This is a genomic window from Sulfitobacter sp. SK012, assembly GCF_003352085.1.
Classification (GTDB): domain Bacteria; phylum Pseudomonadota; class Alphaproteobacteria; order Rhodobacterales; family Rhodobacteraceae; genus Sulfitobacter.
Genome location: NZ_CP025804.1, coordinates 2,638,348 through 2,654,625, shown reverse-complemented (window position 1 = coordinate 2,654,625; position 16,278 = coordinate 2,638,348). Strand labels below are relative to the sequence as shown.

Annotated in this window: 17 protein-coding genes; 6 read left to right on the top strand and 11 right to left on the bottom strand. The window is 56.3% G+C overall.

Going from position 1 to position 16,278, the window contains the following annotated elements; translation table 11 throughout:
* Window positions 1-69 precede the first annotated feature (69 nt).
* A complete protein-coding gene (locus C1J03_RS12985) occupies window positions 70-888 on the top strand; it encodes a metallophosphoesterase family protein (RefSeq protein WP_114886984.1) in 819 nt (272 codons plus the stop codon).
* Here C1J03_RS12985 and C1J03_RS12980 read toward each other — a convergent pair.
* From C1J03_RS12980 to C1J03_RS25550, 3 genes are read right to left on the bottom strand one after another with little or no spacing between them, the layout of a single operon-like run.
* The gene (locus tag C1J03_RS12980; RefSeq protein WP_114886983.1) at window positions 825-1,793 is read right to left on the bottom strand and encodes a site-specific tyrosine recombinase XerD; all 969 of its coding nucleotides are present in this window, start codon (window positions 1,791-1,793) and stop codon (window positions 825-827) included. The genes C1J03_RS12985 and C1J03_RS12980 overlap by 64 nt on opposite strands.
* On the bottom strand, window positions 1,790-3,388 hold the full coding sequence (locus tag C1J03_RS12975; RefSeq protein WP_114886982.1) for a hypothetical protein: 1,599 nt from the start codon (window positions 3,386-3,388) through the stop codon (window positions 1,790-1,792). Before C1J03_RS12975 ends, C1J03_RS12980 begins: the two co-directional genes overlap by 4 nt.
* A 4-nt stretch (window positions 3,389-3,392) precedes the next feature.
* Window positions 3,393-3,542, bottom strand: coding sequence for a hypothetical protein (locus C1J03_RS25550; RefSeq protein WP_174234465.1), 150 nt, complete (start codon window positions 3,540-3,542; stop codon window positions 3,393-3,395).
* An 81-nt stretch (window positions 3,543-3,623) separates the two neighbouring features.
* Between C1J03_RS25550 and C1J03_RS12970 the strand changes: the two genes are divergently transcribed.
* Window positions 3,624-4,220, top strand: coding sequence for a shikimate kinase (locus tag C1J03_RS12970; RefSeq protein WP_114886981.1), 597 nt, complete (start codon window positions 3,624-3,626; stop codon window positions 4,218-4,220).
* Window positions 4,213-5,316: a 3-dehydroquinate synthase gene (gene aroB / locus C1J03_RS12965; RefSeq protein WP_114886980.1), complete on the top strand. Its 1,104-nt coding sequence runs from the start codon at window positions 4,213-4,215 to the stop codon at window positions 5,314-5,316. The genes C1J03_RS12970 and aroB overlap by 8 nt, the downstream gene beginning before the upstream one ends.
* Here the strand turns inward: aroB and C1J03_RS12960 are convergent, their stop codons facing one another.
* Window positions 5,317-5,862, bottom strand: coding sequence for a GNAT family N-acetyltransferase (locus tag C1J03_RS12960; protein ID WP_114886979.1), 546 nt, complete (start codon window positions 5,860-5,862; stop codon window positions 5,317-5,319).
* The gene (gene ssb / locus C1J03_RS12955) at window positions 5,753-6,289 is read right to left on the bottom strand and encodes a single-stranded DNA-binding protein (RefSeq protein WP_114886978.1); all 537 of its coding nucleotides are present in this window, start codon (window positions 6,287-6,289) and stop codon (window positions 5,753-5,755) included. Before ssb ends, C1J03_RS12960 begins: the two co-directional genes overlap by 110 nt.
* 224 nt (window positions 6,290-6,513) lie before the next feature.
* Here ssb and C1J03_RS12950 point away from each other — a divergent pair, with 224 nt between their 5' ends.
* Together C1J03_RS12950 and C1J03_RS12945 are read left to right on the top strand one after the other, a co-directional pair.
* Window positions 6,514-7,110: a lytic transglycosylase domain-containing protein gene (locus C1J03_RS12950; RefSeq protein WP_254694037.1), complete on the top strand. Its 597-nt coding sequence runs from the start codon at window positions 6,514-6,516 to the stop codon at window positions 7,108-7,110.
* Between the two features lie 259 nt (window positions 7,111-7,369).
* Window positions 7,370-7,789 (top strand): hypothetical protein, encoded by a 420-nt coding sequence (locus tag C1J03_RS12945; protein WP_114886976.1) that lies wholly within the window; start codon window positions 7,370-7,372, stop codon window positions 7,787-7,789.
* A 99-nt stretch (window positions 7,790-7,888) separates the two neighbouring features.
* Here the strand turns inward: C1J03_RS12945 and C1J03_RS12940 are convergent, their stop codons facing one another.
* From C1J03_RS12940 to miaA, 5 genes are all read right to left on the bottom strand, one after another.
* The gene (locus tag C1J03_RS12940) at window positions 7,889-9,979 is read right to left on the bottom strand and encodes a dipeptide ABC transporter ATP-binding protein (protein WP_114886975.1); all 2,091 of its coding nucleotides are present in this window, start codon (window positions 9,977-9,979) and stop codon (window positions 7,889-7,891) included.
* A 93-nt stretch (window positions 9,980-10,072) separates the two neighbouring features.
* The gene (locus C1J03_RS12935) at window positions 10,073-11,530 is read right to left on the bottom strand and encodes an ABC transporter permease (protein WP_174234464.1); all 1,458 of its coding nucleotides are present in this window, start codon (window positions 11,528-11,530) and stop codon (window positions 10,073-10,075) included.
* 13 nt (window positions 11,531-11,543) lie between these two features.
* Complete coding sequence (locus C1J03_RS12930; RefSeq protein WP_114886974.1) at window positions 11,544-12,590, bottom strand: ABC transporter permease; 1,047 nt, start codon at window positions 12,588-12,590, stop codon at window positions 11,544-11,546.
* Between the two features lie 274 nt (window positions 12,591-12,864).
* Entirely contained in the window at window positions 12,865-13,653 is a 789-nt protein-coding gene (locus tag C1J03_RS12925) for a helix-turn-helix domain-containing protein (protein ID WP_441351139.1), read from the bottom strand.
* Window positions 13,654-13,745: 92 nt separating this feature from the next.
* Window positions 13,746-14,627, bottom strand: coding sequence for a tRNA (adenosine(37)-N6)-dimethylallyltransferase MiaA (miaA, locus tag C1J03_RS12920; RefSeq protein WP_114888993.1), 882 nt, complete (start codon window positions 14,625-14,627; stop codon window positions 13,746-13,748).
* A 90-nt stretch (window positions 14,628-14,717) separates the two neighbouring features.
* On the opposite strand from miaA, the gene pyrH reads away from it, so the two are divergent.
* The gene (gene pyrH, locus C1J03_RS12915) at window positions 14,718-15,443 is read left to right on the top strand and encodes a UMP kinase (RefSeq protein WP_114886972.1); all 726 of its coding nucleotides are present in this window, start codon (window positions 14,718-14,720) and stop codon (window positions 15,441-15,443) included.
* 54 nt (window positions 15,444-15,497) lie between these two features.
* On the opposite strand, the gene C1J03_RS12910 is transcribed toward pyrH, so the two are convergent.
* Window positions 15,498-16,121: a hypothetical protein gene (locus tag C1J03_RS12910; RefSeq protein WP_114886971.1), complete on the bottom strand. Its 624-nt coding sequence runs from the start codon at window positions 16,119-16,121 to the stop codon at window positions 15,498-15,500.
* Window positions 16,122-16,278 lie beyond the last annotated feature (157 nt).

Genomic DNA, 16,278 nt, shown 5'->3' with positions numbered 1-16,278 from the left:
TGAGAAACCTTGTGTGAAGTACCTCATTGTTATGAGTGTTGTGCCGAAGTTCTTCAAGGGAGTGCTCGCATGAGGCATGTTGATTTGGGGGCCCGCAACGGTCCGGTCCTGCTGTTTGGCGGTCCGTATTCCAATGTGCAGGCAACGCGCGCGCTTTTTGACCTCGCTGCGGCACAAGAAATCGCCACTGATCACATGATTTGCACCGGTGATGTGGTCGCGTATTGCGCCGATCCTGTAGCCACCGTTGCGGCCATCCGGACCTCAGGCTGTACGGTGGTTGCGGGCAATTGTGAAAAACAGCTGGCGGCAGATGCTGATGATTGTGGATGTGGGTTTGATGCGGGCAGCACTTGTGACCGGCTGAGCGTCGAATGGTACGCCTTTGCGCGCGCGCGGCTCAACCTTGAGAGCAAGGCGTGGATGGGCGCGTTGCCCGATGTCGTCACCTTTGCGCATCAAGGACGGCGATACGGCGTAATCCACGGCGGCGTGACAGATGTAGCGCGGTTCATTTGGTCCAACTCAGAGCGCGACCTATTTGATCACGAATGGCGCGTGCTTGAGGCGCAAGTGGGTCCTGTTGACGGGGTGATTGCCGGTCATTGCGGCATTCCGTTTATCCACGAGGCGGCCAGAGGCCCGTGGATTAACGCGGGGGTCATTGGCATGCCGCCTCATGATGGGCATCAACAAACCCGCGCCGCCTTGCTGGAGGGTGGTGAGGTCAGTTTTCACCGGCTTAGCTATGATGCTGCAAAGGCGTCCCAAGAAATGATCGAGGCAGGACTCTCAAGGGGTTACGCTGACGGATTGCTCAGCGGTTACTGGCCGTCCGAGGATATCTTGCCCGAGGCCTTGCGCGGAGCGTCATTTGCCAGAGGGTGATGCTCGAGCACCAGCTCGGACAGGCGCGCCTCTAGGACATGGGTATAGATTTCGGTTGTGGCGACATCAGCGTGGCCCAGCATGGTCTGGATCGCCCGCAAATCAGCCCCTCCCGCAAGCAGATGCGTGGCAAACGCGTGTCGCAATGTATGTGGTGTCACCTTTGAGGGATCAACGCCGCCAGACACAGCGAACTCCTTGATCAGCAGATAGAACCGGTGCCGGGTCAGATAACCAGAGACGCCGCGCGACGGGAACAAATAGCGTGAATGAAGTTCTTTGCGGGGTGTTTTCTTGGTCTCTGCTTCTTCTCGGATGGTCAACCACGCGGCCAACGCGTCGCGCGCCGGGGGCGACAGCGGTACCATGCGTTCCTTGCCACCCTTGCCAAGGATCAACAGCAACCGAGGATCACCGCGCGCGGATGCCACGGGCAAGCCGACCAATTCGCTGACCCGCATGCCCGTCGCATACAGCAATTCCATCAGGCAGACGTTACGAATGCGGTCATGCGCGTTTCGGCCAGAGCTCCGCGCCGCCTCCAAAAGGCGGTCCACCTCTTCAATACTCAGGATTTTAGGCAGGCGCTTGTCTTGTCCGGGCCCACTGATTTGGATCGCGGGGTTTTCTGTGCGCAACCCTTCCTCAAAAGCAAATCGGAACAGTTGTTTGATCGCTGAAAGCCGCCGGGCGCGGGTGGATTTGGCAAAACCTTGGGCGTCACAATGAACAAGATAGTCTTCGATATCTGCGCGGGTGGTCGCGGCAAAATCGCGGCCTCTACGGCTAAGCCAAACGTCAAAGTCCTTTAGATCACGGCCGTACGCCAGCAACGTATTGGTCGCGGCCCCAAGCTCAGCTGCCTGCGCCTCAAGGAATGCTGATATCCACGTTGAAGGTATCATTGGCTGCGTTCTAACAAGACGACCTGCAACGCGGCGCGGCGCGCTGTATCCTCAAGCCCGAGTGCGCGTAGGTTTGACAGCGCGTGGGTCAAAGTATCTGCGTTGCCACCAGCCCCCTCATTCAGTTGCGCCAGCACCTGCAGGATGCTTGCTCCAAGGCGACCTTGGCGGGCATTACGCAACAACGCTTCGTCCGGGGTGGGGGTAGCAAAGGCATCAAAAACCGCGGCGGCCAGTGTTTCGCTCGGCCGCCGCTTTGGCACATCTCCTTGGGCCACGGCCACCAGCATATCGGTACGGGTGCGGTCTGTGGGGAACGCGGGGGGCTTGGCAGCAGTTGCTTCATACTCTGGCGATAAAAGCCCTGCCTCAAAGCGGATATCCGCGGCTGCTCCGGTAAGCTTGCGGTTCTGCAAGGCACCTGAAAACAAAGTAGCAAAGGCCACTTCAAGCTCGGCGGATTGCATTGCCTGCCAAACCACAGGCAATGTGCGTTGAACGGCTGCATCATCGCGGGCCTGCAGCGCCTTTTCGAATTTCTGCAACGCTGAAACCCGATCCCAGATGCCCCCCGATGCGGCTGGCTTGCGATCAGAATAGAGGCCCAATAACCGGTTGTCGGGTAACGCTCCTGCGCGGGTCAGGCGTTCTGCTGCTTCAAGTTGGGATTTCCAACCGGCAATATCGCGAAGATCTGCAACCGCATAGGCACGCGGCAGCGGTCCGGTGGGCAACGGCTCTCCGATGCTCTCAAAAAGCCGAAACGTCAGAGGATCAATCTTGCGCGGATTTTGCATCGGCGCTGCATCTTCGAATAAACCCGGACTTAGGAACCTGTCCAGCAGTTCCAATTTTTCAGCAGACCCGAGCCCCAGAGCCTTGGCAGAACCAAGCGTAAGAGAGGCGGTGTTCCAATCGCCGCCGCGCGCAGCACAGAAAATCTGCACACCAATGTCTGAAGACAGGTACGGCGCGCGCGATAGGGCCCCGCAGGCCGCATCTTCGGTCCCGTTTAACAAACTGATCCGCATCCACAGATCAAAATGCGCAGGTGACACAGTGGTGCCGGCTTGTTCGATCAGGGACTGTGCCGGATCAAGTGCGCCCAACATCATCAGTTTTTCGATCCGCGCGAGCGTTAGGGTATCTTGGTCTGTATTGCCATCTCGGGGCGGTCCCGCTTCAGCCAGCAGCACCGTATATAGCAATGCGTTCCCCGCCGGCAGCCGCATGTCTGGCAGGCGGGTGATTTGGCGCTTGAGCGACCTCGCGTCGCTGCCCGACCAAATATCGGCGGGCAGCCCGGTAACGGAAGAGGGAACCAACCCGACGTCGCGCGGTCTCGCACCATCCAGCGCGCTCGTGGTAACCTGCGGCGCAGTGCCACTGTTGGTCACGGGCGGCTCATTCATGGGCGGGAAGGCCGCTTGTTTTTCGGGCCCTATCTGCTGGATCAACGGTGTCGGCGCGTCAAGCCAATCGATCACCGACAAGGGTGCTGCCCCCACAGGTATTGCCGTTTGCGCGACGGCAGGCAGCGTGTGTCCCAGACCAAATCCGAGACCCAGCGCCAAGCCGAATGTGGCGCTCCGCATGGGTTCAGTTCTCCGGTAAGGTGACGGGCAGACGCGTTTCACTTTGCGGTGCCGCGAAATCAACGCCCAAGAATGGGCCGATATACGCATACCCAACGAGCCCGATAAATCCGATAATCACAAGGATCATCAAGAACTTGAGCAATTTTCTCATAGAGTTCGCCTGCCTGACTTTTGCTGCCTTTCCACAAACTATATATGGCCTTTCTAGTAAGATCACGTCATTCAGAGAGAAATGAGCAAAATTCAGCAACCTCAGGCCGATGGCCCTTCTGCGCCCCCCGACTACCATCTGAAAAAGACGGTGGCTTTGGTGGGTATGATGGGTGCTGGCAAGACCGCCGTGGGCCGTGCGGTGGCGGTAAAATTGGGCGTGCCTTTCTTGGACACTGACGCTGAAATCGAAGCGGCCGCAAACCTGAGTGTGCCCGAGATATTTGAACGCGACGGCGAGGCATTTTTCCGCAAACGCGAAACCGAAGTGATTGCACGACTTTTGCAAGCAGAGCGCGGGATATTATCCACCGGTGGTGGCGCTTATTTTGCCGAGGTGAACCGCGATAATATCGGAGAGTTCGGTGTGGCGCTGTGGTTGAATGCTGATCTGAAACTGTTGTGGAACCGGGTCCGTCACAAAGACAGCCGACCGCTCTTGCGCACGGAAAATCCACGCGCGACGCTGGCCGATCTGTTTGATGCGCGTAACCCGACCTATCAAAAGGCCGAGCTGCAGGTGGTTTGTCAGCCATCTTGGTCGATTGATGCGACCGCAAAGATGGTAATCGAAGCGCTGTTAACGCGCCCGGATGTGTTGGAGAAAACAGATGCGTGAGACCGTGCATGTAGGCCTGCCGGGCCGTGAATATGACATTCAGATTGGCCCGGGCTTGCTGCGCGAAGCAGGCGATCACATTGGTCCGTTGCTGCGGCGCAGCCGCGTAGTGGTTATCAGTGACGAGAATGTTGCGGCCCTGCATCTGGACACATTGCGCAGCGGCCTAGCGTCGCAAAACATTACTCTGGAGGCTTTGACACTGCCACCGGGCGAAGGCACCAAATGCTGGGAGCAGCTGCAGCGCTGTGTTGGTTGGCTGCTTGATCAACAGGTTGAACGGGGCGATGTGGTCATTGCACTTGGCGGTGGTGTAATCGGCGATCTTGTGGGCTTTGCAGCAGCAATCCTGCGCCGCGGCGTGCGATTTGTGCAGGTGCCGACGTCCCTTTTGGCGCAAGTCGACAGTTCGGTGGGCGGCAAAACCGGGATCAACGCGGCCCAAGGTAAAAACCTGATCGGAGCATTCCATCAGCCTTCGTTGGTTTTGGCAGATACCGATGTTTTAGAAACACTGACGCCGCGCGATTTTCTGGCCGGTTACGGTGAAGTGGTGAAATACGGCATGCTGGGCGATGCGGCGTTCTTTGACTGGCTCGAAGGGCAGGGACCTAAACTGGCGGCAGGCGATATGGCCTTGCGCGTCGAAGCCGTGCGTCGATCCGTTCAGATGAAAGCCGATATCGTGATGCGCGATGAGACCGAGCAGGGCGAGCGCGCACTGCTCAACTTGGGCCACACATTTTGCCATGCGCTTGAGGCCGCGACAGGTTACGGCGACCGTTTGATGCACGGCGAAGGTGTTGCGATTGGGTGTGCGCTGGCGTTCGAACTGTCAGCGCGGCTGGGCCTGTGCTCACAAGAAGACCCAAGCCGGGTGCGCGCGCATCTGCGTGACATGGGCATGAAGGTCGACCTGCGCGATATTGACGGGGATCTGCCGGATGCTGAAACGCTGTTGGGGTTGATGGGGCAGGACAAAAAGGTTGTGGATGGCAAACTCCGCTTCGTTCTCGCGCGCGGCATCGGAGAGGCGTTTGTCACTGGCGATGTGCCGGCCGATAAGGTCCTAGCCGTTTTGCGCGACGCCGCATAATCAGGGCCGCCGCATCACCATCGCGGTCTTGTCCTTAGATGTGAAACCAAGCGCTTCGTAAAAACCGGCTGCCGCCCGGCCCGTGCCAGTCATCAGCATGATTTTATGAGCGTTTGCAGCCCAGGCCGCATCTATTGCACCTTGCATCACGCACCGGCCAAACCCGCATTTTTGATGGGCGCGGCGGGTCACAACATTCTCAATAAGGGCGTAGGGCCGTGCATCCCACAGCGCATTGGGCAGCAGATGCAGCGTCACCATTGCGGTTAACTCGTCTGCCCTGAAAGCCCCAAATACCGTCGTGCCAGAATGTGCAATCACCGCATCGAACGCTGCAGGATCAACCTGCGGCGGGCCTACGGTCAGCTCATTGTAGAGAACAAGCGCCTGGTCCGCGTCCTGTGATGTAAGGACGCGGACCATTGCTTGTGTATCTTCAGAACGGGATTTCATCGTCCAGATCGCGTGATCCGCCACCTTGACCGCCACCGCCTTGACCGCCGCCACCACCGGAAGAGGATGGGCCGCTGTCATAGCCTTGATCATAGCCACCGCCGCCTGCGCCGCGGTCGTCATAACCACCTCCGCCACCTCCGCCGCCGCCTCCGCCACCACCGCCATCGCGACCGTCGAGCATGGTCAGTGTGCCGTTAAAGCCTTGCAACACGATCTCGGTGCTGTACTTGTCGGTACCGCTTTGATCTTGCCATTTGCGGGTCTGCAATTGGCCTTCGATGTAAACCTTGGAGCCCTTCTTGAGGTACTGCTCGGCGATGCGCACAAGCCCTTCTTGAAAGATTGCCACCGAATGCCATTCGGTCTTTTCGCGCCGCTCACCGGTATTTTTGTCTTTCCAGTTTTCCGACGTTGCGATGCGCAGATTGCACACCTTGCCGCCATTTTGGAAACTGCGCACCTCGGGATCACGTCCCAAGTTGCCGATAATGATCACTTTGTTCACTGAGCCGGCCATATCGCCCCCCTATTTTACTCTGTCCTGCACGCCATGGATTCGATTCCGAATCCGCCTCGACGCTTTTCAGCCGTGTTTATACGATGCGCAGTCTTGATCAGCCATGCTTAAGGGAAGGTTTCCGCAGCAATGCATCACATAGCGGATACATATTATTCCAGTCTGGTCTTGTGGAGCCATTTTGCTATAGTCGCGTCAAGTTGGTTTTGGGTACAGGTTATTTAATGCGCCGTATTATAGCAGGTATGACCGCGATTGCGGTTTCAGTCGGAACGCCTGTTTCTGCTGAAATCTTTTCGTCAAAAAGCCGGGTTAAGCTGTTTGCTAGTCAAAAGCGTATCCTCGATACCCGCGCAGCCAAGCAATATAAAAACTCAGTCCGCTTGCAGCCTCCCAAGGTCGTGACCCCGACGAAGTGGGATGACGAGGGGCCGGGCAAAAAATACCGTGGCCGTTATAAGGGCCAGTATCTGAACATGGCGCGCAGTGCCGCGCAAAAGCATGGCGTTCCTGAGGATTTGTTTTTGCGCCTTGTGCAGCAAGAAAGCGGCTGGAACCCAAAAGCTCTTTCCCACAAAGGTGCCATGGGGTTGGCGCAGCTGATGCCAGCGACGGCACGTAAGCTGCGGGTTGATCCGACAGTCCCGTCCGAGAACCTTGAAGGCGGCGCGCGCTATCTCAAACAGCAGTACCACACGTTCGGAACATGGCGGCTCGCTTTAGCGGCTTACAATGCCGGTCCCGGTGCCGTTAAAAAATACGGTGGCATCCCTCCGTATAAAGAAACCAAGAACTACGTTCGGATCATTCACGGGCGTTAAGCGCTTGTAATAATAATCTAAAGTGTAGCCGCTAGTTGAGCGACGATGCCCCTCAGATTGCTTTTCCCGTACCGTGTTTGACATCAATACCGTTTGTCTAAACCGTAATCCGAGAGCAACACAGGTCCTTTTACTGCTCTCAGCCAGCAATATGCGACATCAAATTCCTTATAGATGCCATTGCACGAACCCACGCCCGCCCAATTTCTGCCCCCTTTGGAAACCATGTTCACACAAACGAGTGACGATGGAGCGCAGAATGAGCCTCAATAATTTTAACGATCGAATAGCCCGCATTAACAACAAGACAGCGTATAGTGCCGCTGACATGGCGCGCGGCGAAGGCACTGCGACTTTGATGTATAGCTCCCCTGCGCGCGAAGCCCCCCGTGGCCGTTCGCACAACAAAGCGATCAAACATTATAAGGCGATCCTGATGGGATTGGTCCTTGGCGCGATTATCGGCATTGTGGCCGCTGGTCTCGACAATGGCGACAGTCTTTGGGGCCCTGGTTTTGCCTATCACGAGATGATCATGCTGCCGGTTTTGGTGGCCCTTGTTGCTGCACCGCTTTTGGCCATGGCAGGTTGCGCGATGCGCCACCGCTCGCCCACCTTCTTTTATTGCTCCGCAGCTTACTTTCCTGCAGTGATCGCCGCCGCTTTGCTTGGTGGCTAAAGCCGGTCTGCAAACCACTTCGGCGACACAAAGCGCCCCTCATCAGAGGCGCGCCACATGTCTAAGAACAATTAGATCGGTTTGTTGATGGTCTGACCGCTATTCGGCGGCCACACCAACTTCGATCACCGGTTCCATCTCATCGAACTTCTCTTGGCTCAGGTGGCATTTCACCTGATGACCGTCAGCAAGCAGCCGAACGGGCGGCACTTCGGTATCACACAGATTACCCGGCACTTCTGTTTTCCAGCGACACCGCGTCTGGAAAGGGCAACCGGGCGGTGGGTTCATCGCAGACGGAATATCGCCTTCTAGCACGATGTGCTTTTTCTTGACGGACGTGTCCGCAATTGGGACCGCCGACAGCAACGCCTCTGTGTAGGGGTGATAGGGTGGGGAAAAGACCTGATCGGTCGTGCCCAATTCGACCACATGGCCAAGATACATCACCATCACGCGGTCGCTGAGATAGCGTACGATGGACAGATCATGGCTGATGAACAAAAGCGTGGTTTTTTGTTTGCGTTGGATTTCCATCAGCAGGTCGGTAACGGCGGCCTGAACTGACACATCCAGCGCCGATACTGGCTCATCTGCAACGACGATCCGTGCATCGCCCGCAAAGGCACGCGCAATGCCGACCCGTTGCTTTTGACCTCCCGACAGCTGGCGGGGCATCCGGGTGGCAAATTCACGCGGGAGCTTCACCAGATCCAACAACTCCAGCATCCGTTGCCAGCGTTCTTTCTCGTTCTTGCCGATTTTAAAGATCTCTAGTGCCCGCACGATCTGGCGGCCCACCGTCATCGACGGGTTCAACGTGTCGAACGGGTTCTGGAACACCATCTGAATGTCTGCGACGTTCTGGGTTGTGCGCTCTTCAATCGGCACTTCGCCGATGCTTTGGTCGTCGAGCAGGATTTCACCATCCGTCGCCGTCTCTAGCCCCATAAGCACCTTGGCAAAGGTTGATTTACCACAGCCAGATTCGCCCACAATCGCCAGCGTTTCGCTTTCGCGGGCTTCAAAGCTGAGCGTCTCGTTGGCTTTGACGACCTTGGTATCACCGCCACCAAACATCGCATTGGCCGCGACCTGATAGTATTTTTTGAGGTTGTCGATCTTGAGAACGATCTTGCCGATCTCGCCCTTGGTCTTGACCTCGGCCAGCTCCAGCGGTGCTTTCCAATCGATCTCTTTGTATTTTAGGCAGCGCGTCTCGTGACTGCCTGTGTCATCAGCGGGGAACATTGGAATGAACCCTTGGTCGCACACGCCAGCCTCGAAGTAATCGCAGCGCGGGCCAAAATTACAGCCTTCGGGCCGTTCATGCGGCAACGGAAAGTTGCCGGGGATCGCAATCAATGGACGGGCGTTTTTATCAGCGCCGGGCAGGGGGATCGAACGAAACAACGCCTGCGTATAAGGGTGCTGCATCTTGTCGAACACGTCTTCGATTGATCCGCGCTCAACCGCTTCGCCAGAATACATCACACAGATGCGGTCGCAGGTCTCAAGCACCAGACCTAGGTTGTGCGAAATGAACAGCATCGAAGTGCCGTATTTCTTGCCCAGATCCTTGACCAGCTCAACCACTGCCGCCTCAACCGTTACGTCGAGAGCGGTGGTCGGTTCGTCCAAAATCAACAGCGACGGCTCAGACATCAACGCCATCGCAATCACGATGCGCTGCTGTTGACCACCCGACAATTGGTGCGGGAATGATTTCAAGATGCGCTCAGGGTCGGGCAGTTTCACATCCGTGACCACCTGCAACGCGCGTGCGGCAGCTTCTTTTTCGTTCATACCGGCATGGATCATCGGCACTTCCATCAACTGCCGGCCAATCTTCATCGCAGGGTTTAGGGACGCCATTGGCTCTTGGTAGATCATGGCAATTTCAGAGCCGCGAATATCGCGTAACTCATCATCGCTCATCTTGCCTAGATCACGGCCTTTGAACTTGATCGAGCCGCCAACAACGCGCCCGTTCTTGCCCAAGTCCTGCATAACGCCCAAAGCGACAGTGGATTTACCGCACCCAGATTCGCCAACCAGCCCCACAGCTTCACCGGGTTTGACCGAGACCGAAAAATCCATGACCGCCGGGATTTCCCGCAGACGTGTGAAAAACGAAATCGACAGCTTGTCGATCTCAAGGATGGGGCCGTCATACTCGGTCTTGGGCATCAGTCTCTCCTCGTCGAAAGGCAAAGGGGGTCCCTTTAGCTTTCCAAATAAACTCCGGAGGGGTCGGAAATAGCTCCCGATCCCTCCGTCACATTAGTCGCGCAGACTTTCTTCGCGCAGACCGTCCGCAAGCAGGTTCAAACCTAACACCAACGTCAACAGCGACAGGGCCGGTGCAATGGCTGCATGGGGATAGATCGACAACAGGCGGCGCCCATCATTGATCGTCGTGCCCCAATCCGGGCTCTCTGACGCTAACCCCAATCCAAAGAACCCCAAGGTTCCTAAAAGGATGGTGGTATAGCCAATGCGAAGGCAAAAATCGACGATCAGCGGCCCACGTGCATTCGGGAGGATTTCCCACAGCATGATGTACCAAGGGCCTTCGCCCCGAGTTTGCGCCGCAGCAACATAGTCGCGGGTTTTGATGTCCAGTGCCAAGCCACGTACGATCCGGAAAACCGTAGGTGCGTTCACAAAAACAACCGAGACGAAAACAACCAGAATACCTGAGTCGATATCAAACAGGTCCATGTAAGCGGGCAAGCCGGGCATCTTTTCTGGAACAATCGCGCCATTGGTCGAAATCAGCGACAGGTACAGCCAAAAGCCAATCGACAGCACCACAATCAGCAAAGGCGTTCGAAAGCTTGGTTGGGTGTAGTAGCGCGAATTAAGCAAGATCGTCAGGAACACCAGCGGGAAGATAAAGAGAAATACCGCCATGTAATTGGGAATGCCTGTCAAAACGATTTCTGGTGTGACCAGCAGGTAAAAGAGCAAGATCACCGGGAAAGCGAGGATCAAGTTGGCCAGAAAGCTCAGAACCGTGTCGAGCTTGCCGCCATAATATCCCGCAGGCAGACCCAGCGTGATCCCAACCATAAAGGCGAAAAGCGTGGCCATTGGTGCGATCTGCACAACAACCCATGCGCCCTTGAAAAGCCGGCTAAAGACGTCGCGTGCCAGATTATCACCGCCCAGAAGGAAGTAAGCATAATCGCCTTCCTCAGCGCGGGACAAAGGCGTCCCGGGCAGTTTGTTCTTCATCCCAGATACTTGGCTGAGGGTGTCGTGGGTTACGATCATATCCAGAACGCCACCGAAGAACCCGGCAAAGACCCAGAACATCACCAACCCAAAGCCAACCATGCCGACCATGCTGTCGAAAAGCTTGCCGTAGAGGCCTAGTTTCCTTTTGAAGGTGATCGAAACCACAAAGGTCACGATCAAAGCGATCCACACAGGCAATAAGCGCTGCGACACCGCACCGATGATACCGGCTCCAGTGCCCATAAAGATGCCACCGATCAAGTAAACGAGCACCAGCGCGACTACCGCAAGAAAGGCGTAAGAAATGACCTTGCCGATCAGCCCCGACAGGCCCTCGTTCACGGCCATCGTGCCATCAGCAGCCATTGCGCGCCCGCCCGATGAGGCAAAGATGCCCACCAAAAGCTGCGTCACGATTGCGAGAAATGTGACCACAACGGCCAACATTAGGATTATATTCAGCCCCGATAGAGAGCCAGTCCAGGATAGATTTTCCATGTCTTAGCCCTCCTCAGGAAATACGAATACGGGGGTTCAGGTACACATAGCCGATGTCTGAAATCAGCTGCGTGACCAGCACGACCACCACGGATACAACCGACACAGCCAACAACAATTCAATGTCATTGTTGCCCGCGGCTTGCACCAGCAACCAGCCGAAGCCCTTATAGTTAAACAACGTCTCAACGATCACGACACCGTTCAACAGCCACGGGATTTGCAGCATGATTACCGTGAAAGGTGCAATCAACGCGTTGCGTAGCGCATGTTTGAGAACAATATCGCTGAACTTCACGCCCTTGAGGCGGGCCGTTCGGATGTATTGTGCGGTCATAACTTCGGTCATTGAGGCCCGCGTCATCCGCGCGATATAGCCCATCCCATAAAGCGAAATCGTCAGAACCGGCAGAAAGAAGTTCTCAAAATTAGCGCTTTCCATGGCGGATGTCGCGGATCCCTTGAACCACTTGAGCCCAAATGCCGAAGACGCAAAAACCGCAATGAATATCACGCCCGACACATATTCTGGTGTCGCCGTTGTCACAATCGAGGCGGTTGATAATGACCTGTCCAGTTGCGATCCCTCTCGCATCCCGGCCAACACCCCAATGAGCAGGGCAGAGGGCACCATTAACAGCATCACCCAGAACATCAGCTTGCCCGTAAGGCCTAGCCTCGTTGCCACCAACGATCCCACGTCATCTTTGAAAACGGTGGATTTACCCCAATCGCCCTGCAAAACACCACAAAAGCTGTTGCGTTCTTCGACGGGCGTGCTGTTGCCATAGCAGCGGCCGAATTCCTTGCCATCGTCGGCAACCGTTTCCCAGCCGGGCAAGACACCCAACCACTGGCCAAATTTCACCGGCGTTGGCTGCAAATAACCGCGATCCCCCAGATAAGACGTCACCGCCTCGTCTGACATGCGAAAGTTACCCTGGGTTTTGGCCAGTTTTTCGAGGTTCGGATAAAGATTGGTGAGCCAAAACACGATGAACGTCAGGCAAAGCGCCGTCAGTAGCATCACGCCCAAGCGTCTGAGTATGAATAGTCCCATGAGGTGCCCCTGTCACGTGGCTGCGGCGGGTTGATCCCACCGGGTGACGGGCATTTTGCCCGTTCATTAAAGATGCGGAAGTATCGAGATGATTATGTGATCTGCTTTACCCCCGTCACGCCCCGTTTTCTCAGGGAATTAGCCTCAATTTTGAGGTGCGTTGACCCCATGAGGCAACACTTGAGGCATAACGTCAATGTCGTGGTCTGACATTTTATTGCCTAAAAGCGACAAAAAACTCTCGAGAATGCGACATTTCCGGTGTGTGGGGTGCTCACGCGATTGGCTTTGCGCGCAATTGGCTGGGTGGTTTGCCGACGTGCTGCTGGATGAAACGGGTGAAATAGGCCGCACTACCGAAACCCAAATGTCGGGCAATATCTTTGGCCGAATGGGACGAACCGGCCAACATATCGCGCGCTTCATAAAGCACCCGTTCCGTCAACAGATCCGCTGCGGTTTTGCCAGTTGCTGCTTTGATCGCGCGGGTGAGGTGGGTCGGCGTGACCGCCATTGCTCTTGCATAATCCGCCATTGGAGCGCCGCTGGCATACCCCTCTGCAAGGTGTTTCGCAAAACGTGACGACAGGCGTGCCGCAGCATTTCGCGGAGGGGGCAGGTGCTCTTCTTCGGCAATCAAGCGGCGCAGCCAGACGGACATAAGCCCGGCATGCGCTTCAAGCGCGTCTCGCTTTAACGGGCGGCCTTGGGATTGTTCACGCTGCGCAGCCTCGATCAGGGCGCTGAGTTCGGTCTGCAAATGAACATCGCGGATTCGCAATTGGCGCGGTATCTGCGGCAGGCGCAATTCTGTGTCTTGCGGGATCACCACGACCTGCCCAAAACCCTGTCGGCCCAGCTCCAGCGAAAAGAGCGCACCAGCCGGAACATAGACCGCGTTATGGGCACCGACGCCGCTGCGCTGCCCATCAAGCATCAAGCGTCCTTGCCCTCGGGTCACCCATATCAGCACATTGTAGGGACGATCATGGGCAAGCGATAGCCGCCAATCTTCACCTTTACCAAGCTGGCTGAGGGTGATTATGGCGACGTCTTCCTGGATCACTGATAAGCCCCCGTAATGTTCCAAATATACGATCTGACCTGCAGTTTATTCTGAAAACTACTTCGTGTCAGTCCGAAAAGTGATACCGACTATCCAAGAGAAAGATGTTGCCAATCCGCCATTTTGCTGCGCTGCCACGTGCGTTGGCGTTTCGCAAATTGCCGGGTCGCGATGATTGCCGTCTCGCGCGCCTCCTCTAGACTTAGCGTTCCGCGTAGATGCGCCAACAGTTCTGGGACGCCGATGGCCTTATGGGCGGGCAAGGCAGGATCATACCGTGGTGCGATGGCCGCAACTTCATCAAGCGCGCCTTGCTCCAACATCTGATCAAAGCGCCGTACGATGCGCTCGTTGAGCCAATCGCGGTCAGCATCAAGCGCGATGCGCGTGCAATTTTGCGGGGCCAACACAGGTTGCCCGGTGTCTGTCTGCCATGCAGCCAAGCCGCGCCCCGTGGCCTGATACACCTCCCAAGCGCGTTGGACGCGTGCCCGGTTTTCCAGATCAATCCCCGCAGAGGTTTCGGCATCCAGTCCCGCAACTAGAACGTCCAGCGCCATTGCATCCGCTTCCGTGCGTATCCCAGGCGGCGTCGCAGGAATATCTGCTAGCCCCTCGGTCAGCGCTTTGAAATAAAGGCCAGTTCCACCGACGATGATTGCCCGCTCTCCGGCTGCCAACAAAGCAGCAACTTCTCTCAGCCAATGTCCCGTTGAATATGGCGCGTCTTCGGAGAGATGCCCGTACAAACGGTGAGGGGCCTGTGCTTCTTCTTCCGGTGATGGCCGCGCAGAAATCACCCGCCAACAGCCGTAAACTTGGCTCGCGTCGGCATTCACGATCACGCCGCCCTGAGCCTGCGCAATTGCCAAGGCCAGCGCTGATTTTCCGGACGCTGTCGGCCCCGCGATCAGCACCGGTTTGACGGGATCAAGACCGTCCAGCAGCTGCTCTGTTTGGCGCGTGCTCATTTCTTTTCCCTCAAAGCAATAGGCGGCATTGAACCTTGGCCCGGTTTGCGACATTTTGCGTCCAAACAAAACCCCGTGAAAGGTGCCCCCATGTCCAGCGAAGATCAAACCTCTTTCAAACGGGTGATGCTCAAGATTTCCGGCGAGGCGCTGATGGGCGACAAGGGCTACGGCCTGAACCCGCCAACCGTTGAGCGGATCGCCCAAGAGGTCAAATCAGTCCATGATATGGGCGTTGAGATTTGTATGGTCATTGGCGGCGGCAATATCTTTCGTGGCTTGCAAGGCTCAGCCCAAGGGATGGAGCGCACGACAGCCGATTACATGGGCATGCTCGCCACAGTGATGAACGCACTTGCGATGCAATCTTCGTTGGAAGGTTTGGGCATCCATACCCGTGTTATTTCAGCCATCACCATGAACGAAGTTGCGGAACCTTATATCCGCCGCCGCGCCGTGCGCCACCTTGAGAAAAAGCGCGTCTGCATTTTTGCTGCCGGTACCGGCAACCCGTATTTTACCACAGACACGGCCGCCACGCTGCGCGCCAATGAGATGTCCTGCGAGGCGATCTTTAAAGGCACCAAAGTGGACGGCGTCTATGACATGGACCCCGAAAAACACCCCGAAGCCAAGCGTTATGACACGGTGAGCTATGACGATGTGTTGCAAAAGCGGCTGGGTGTTATGGATGCTTCTGCCATCGCATTGGCCCGTGATAATAACCTGCCAATCATCGTATTTTCGCTTGATGAACCCGGCGGGTTCAAAGGCATCTTGGCTGGCAAAGGGACGTACACCCGCGTTCAAGGCTAGCATGGTCCGGGTGATCGGCCTGCATGTGTAACTGGCAAATGCGCGACCGGGAAGTCACTGATTGTCCGAGGTTTCACCTGTAATCGCGTTATGGGCGCACATGCTCCAGAATGTTAGCCATGCGCCGTAGCCCGACAGCTTTGAGAAATCCTCGAGCCAGAATGAGAAGGGTCCGTGGACTTTGAACACATCCACAAGGACCGAAAGCCCCAAGAACGCAATCGCCACATAGAGCCCTCCAAGGTCGATCCCAGCCCCCTCACGGCGCAGGGAAAGCGCTAGCCACGCTGCAATTGCCGCATAGAGGAGATACAGAAGAATTTCCGGCAGGCCGAGTAATTCGGGCAGCACTTCTTCATGCAACAAAAAGAGATCATCAAGGGTGAGCGCGAGGCTGAGCCAAGCAGCACCCCACAAGACATTACGCCTACCGGATGCAATGGTCGCCGCAAATGCGCAGATCGCTGTGCAGCCAAACATCAGTGCGATCCCGAGATGGGACAAAAGACCACCATAAGCGGGGTAATTAAACTCAGCCGCCGGGTCGCGTACCAATTCTCTGACCGGGACACCACCCAGTGCGAATAAAAGCGATATAGCTGTCGCGCCCAAGAACAGACCCCACCCGACGCGTGTCGCGAGGTGTAGCCGCATGAATTTTTGCATGATGTCAGACACTACGATGCTACCTTGAAATGCGGTTTTGGCACAGTGGTGCGCGCCATAATATGTTGCCGCTGCCTAAAGAAATTTTCATACCCAATATTAATCATCATCACTCGAACGGCGAAACTGCGCCCAACCCATTGCCGCGGCATGTGACGCATGCGCCACA

Excerpts from the sequence above, each read along its gene's own strand:
- C1J03_RS12935 (WP_174234464.1), bottom strand. The coding sequence starts at position 11,530 with ATGGAAAATCTATCCTGGACTGGCTCTCTATCGGGGCTGAATATAATC.
- C1J03_RS12975 (WP_114886982.1), bottom strand. The coding sequence starts at position 3,388 with ATGCGGAGCGCCACATTCGGCTTGGCGCTGGGTCTCGGATTTGGTCTG.
- C1J03_RS12970 (WP_114886981.1), top strand. The coding sequence starts at position 3,624 with ATGAGCAAAATTCAGCAACCTCAGGCCGATGGCCCTTCTGCGCCCCCC.
- C1J03_RS12960 (WP_114886979.1), bottom strand. The coding sequence starts at position 5,862 with ATGATCAAGGCTATGACAGCGGCCCATCCTCTTCCGGTGGTGGCGGCG.
- C1J03_RS12930 (WP_114886974.1), bottom strand. The coding sequence starts at position 12,590 with ATGGGACTATTCATACTCAGACGCTTGGGCGTGATGCTACTGACGGCG.
- C1J03_RS25550 (WP_174234465.1), bottom strand. The coding sequence starts at position 3,542 with ATGAGAAAATTGCTCAAGTTCTTGATGATCCTTGTGATTATCGGATTT.
- C1J03_RS12945 (WP_114886976.1), top strand. The coding sequence starts at position 7,370 with ATGAGCCTCAATAATTTTAACGATCGAATAGCCCGCATTAACAACAAG.
- ssb (WP_114886978.1), bottom strand. The coding sequence starts at position 6,289 with ATGGCCGGCTCAGTGAACAAAGTGATCATTATCGGCAACTTGGGACGT.
- miaA (WP_114888993.1), bottom strand. The coding sequence starts at position 14,627 with ATGAGCACGCGCCAAACAGAGCAGCTGCTGGACGGTCTTGATCCCGTC.
- C1J03_RS12940 (WP_114886975.1), bottom strand. The coding sequence starts at position 9,979 with ATGCCCAAGACCGAGTATGACGGCCCCATCCTTGAGATCGACAAGCTG.
- C1J03_RS12985 (WP_114886984.1), top strand. The coding sequence starts at position 70 with ATGAGGCATGTTGATTTGGGGGCCCGCAACGGTCCGGTCCTGCTGTTT.
- pyrH (WP_114886972.1), top strand. The coding sequence starts at position 14,718 with ATGTCCAGCGAAGATCAAACCTCTTTCAAACGGGTGATGCTCAAGATT.
- aroB (WP_114886980.1), top strand. The coding sequence starts at position 4,213 with ATGCGTGAGACCGTGCATGTAGGCCTGCCGGGCCGTGAATATGACATT.
- C1J03_RS12980 (WP_114886983.1), bottom strand. The coding sequence starts at position 1,793 with ATGATACCTTCAACGTGGATATCAGCATTCCTTGAGGCGCAGGCAGCT.
- C1J03_RS12950 (WP_254694037.1), top strand. The coding sequence starts at position 6,514 with ATGCGCCGTATTATAGCAGGTATGACCGCGATTGCGGTTTCAGTCGGA.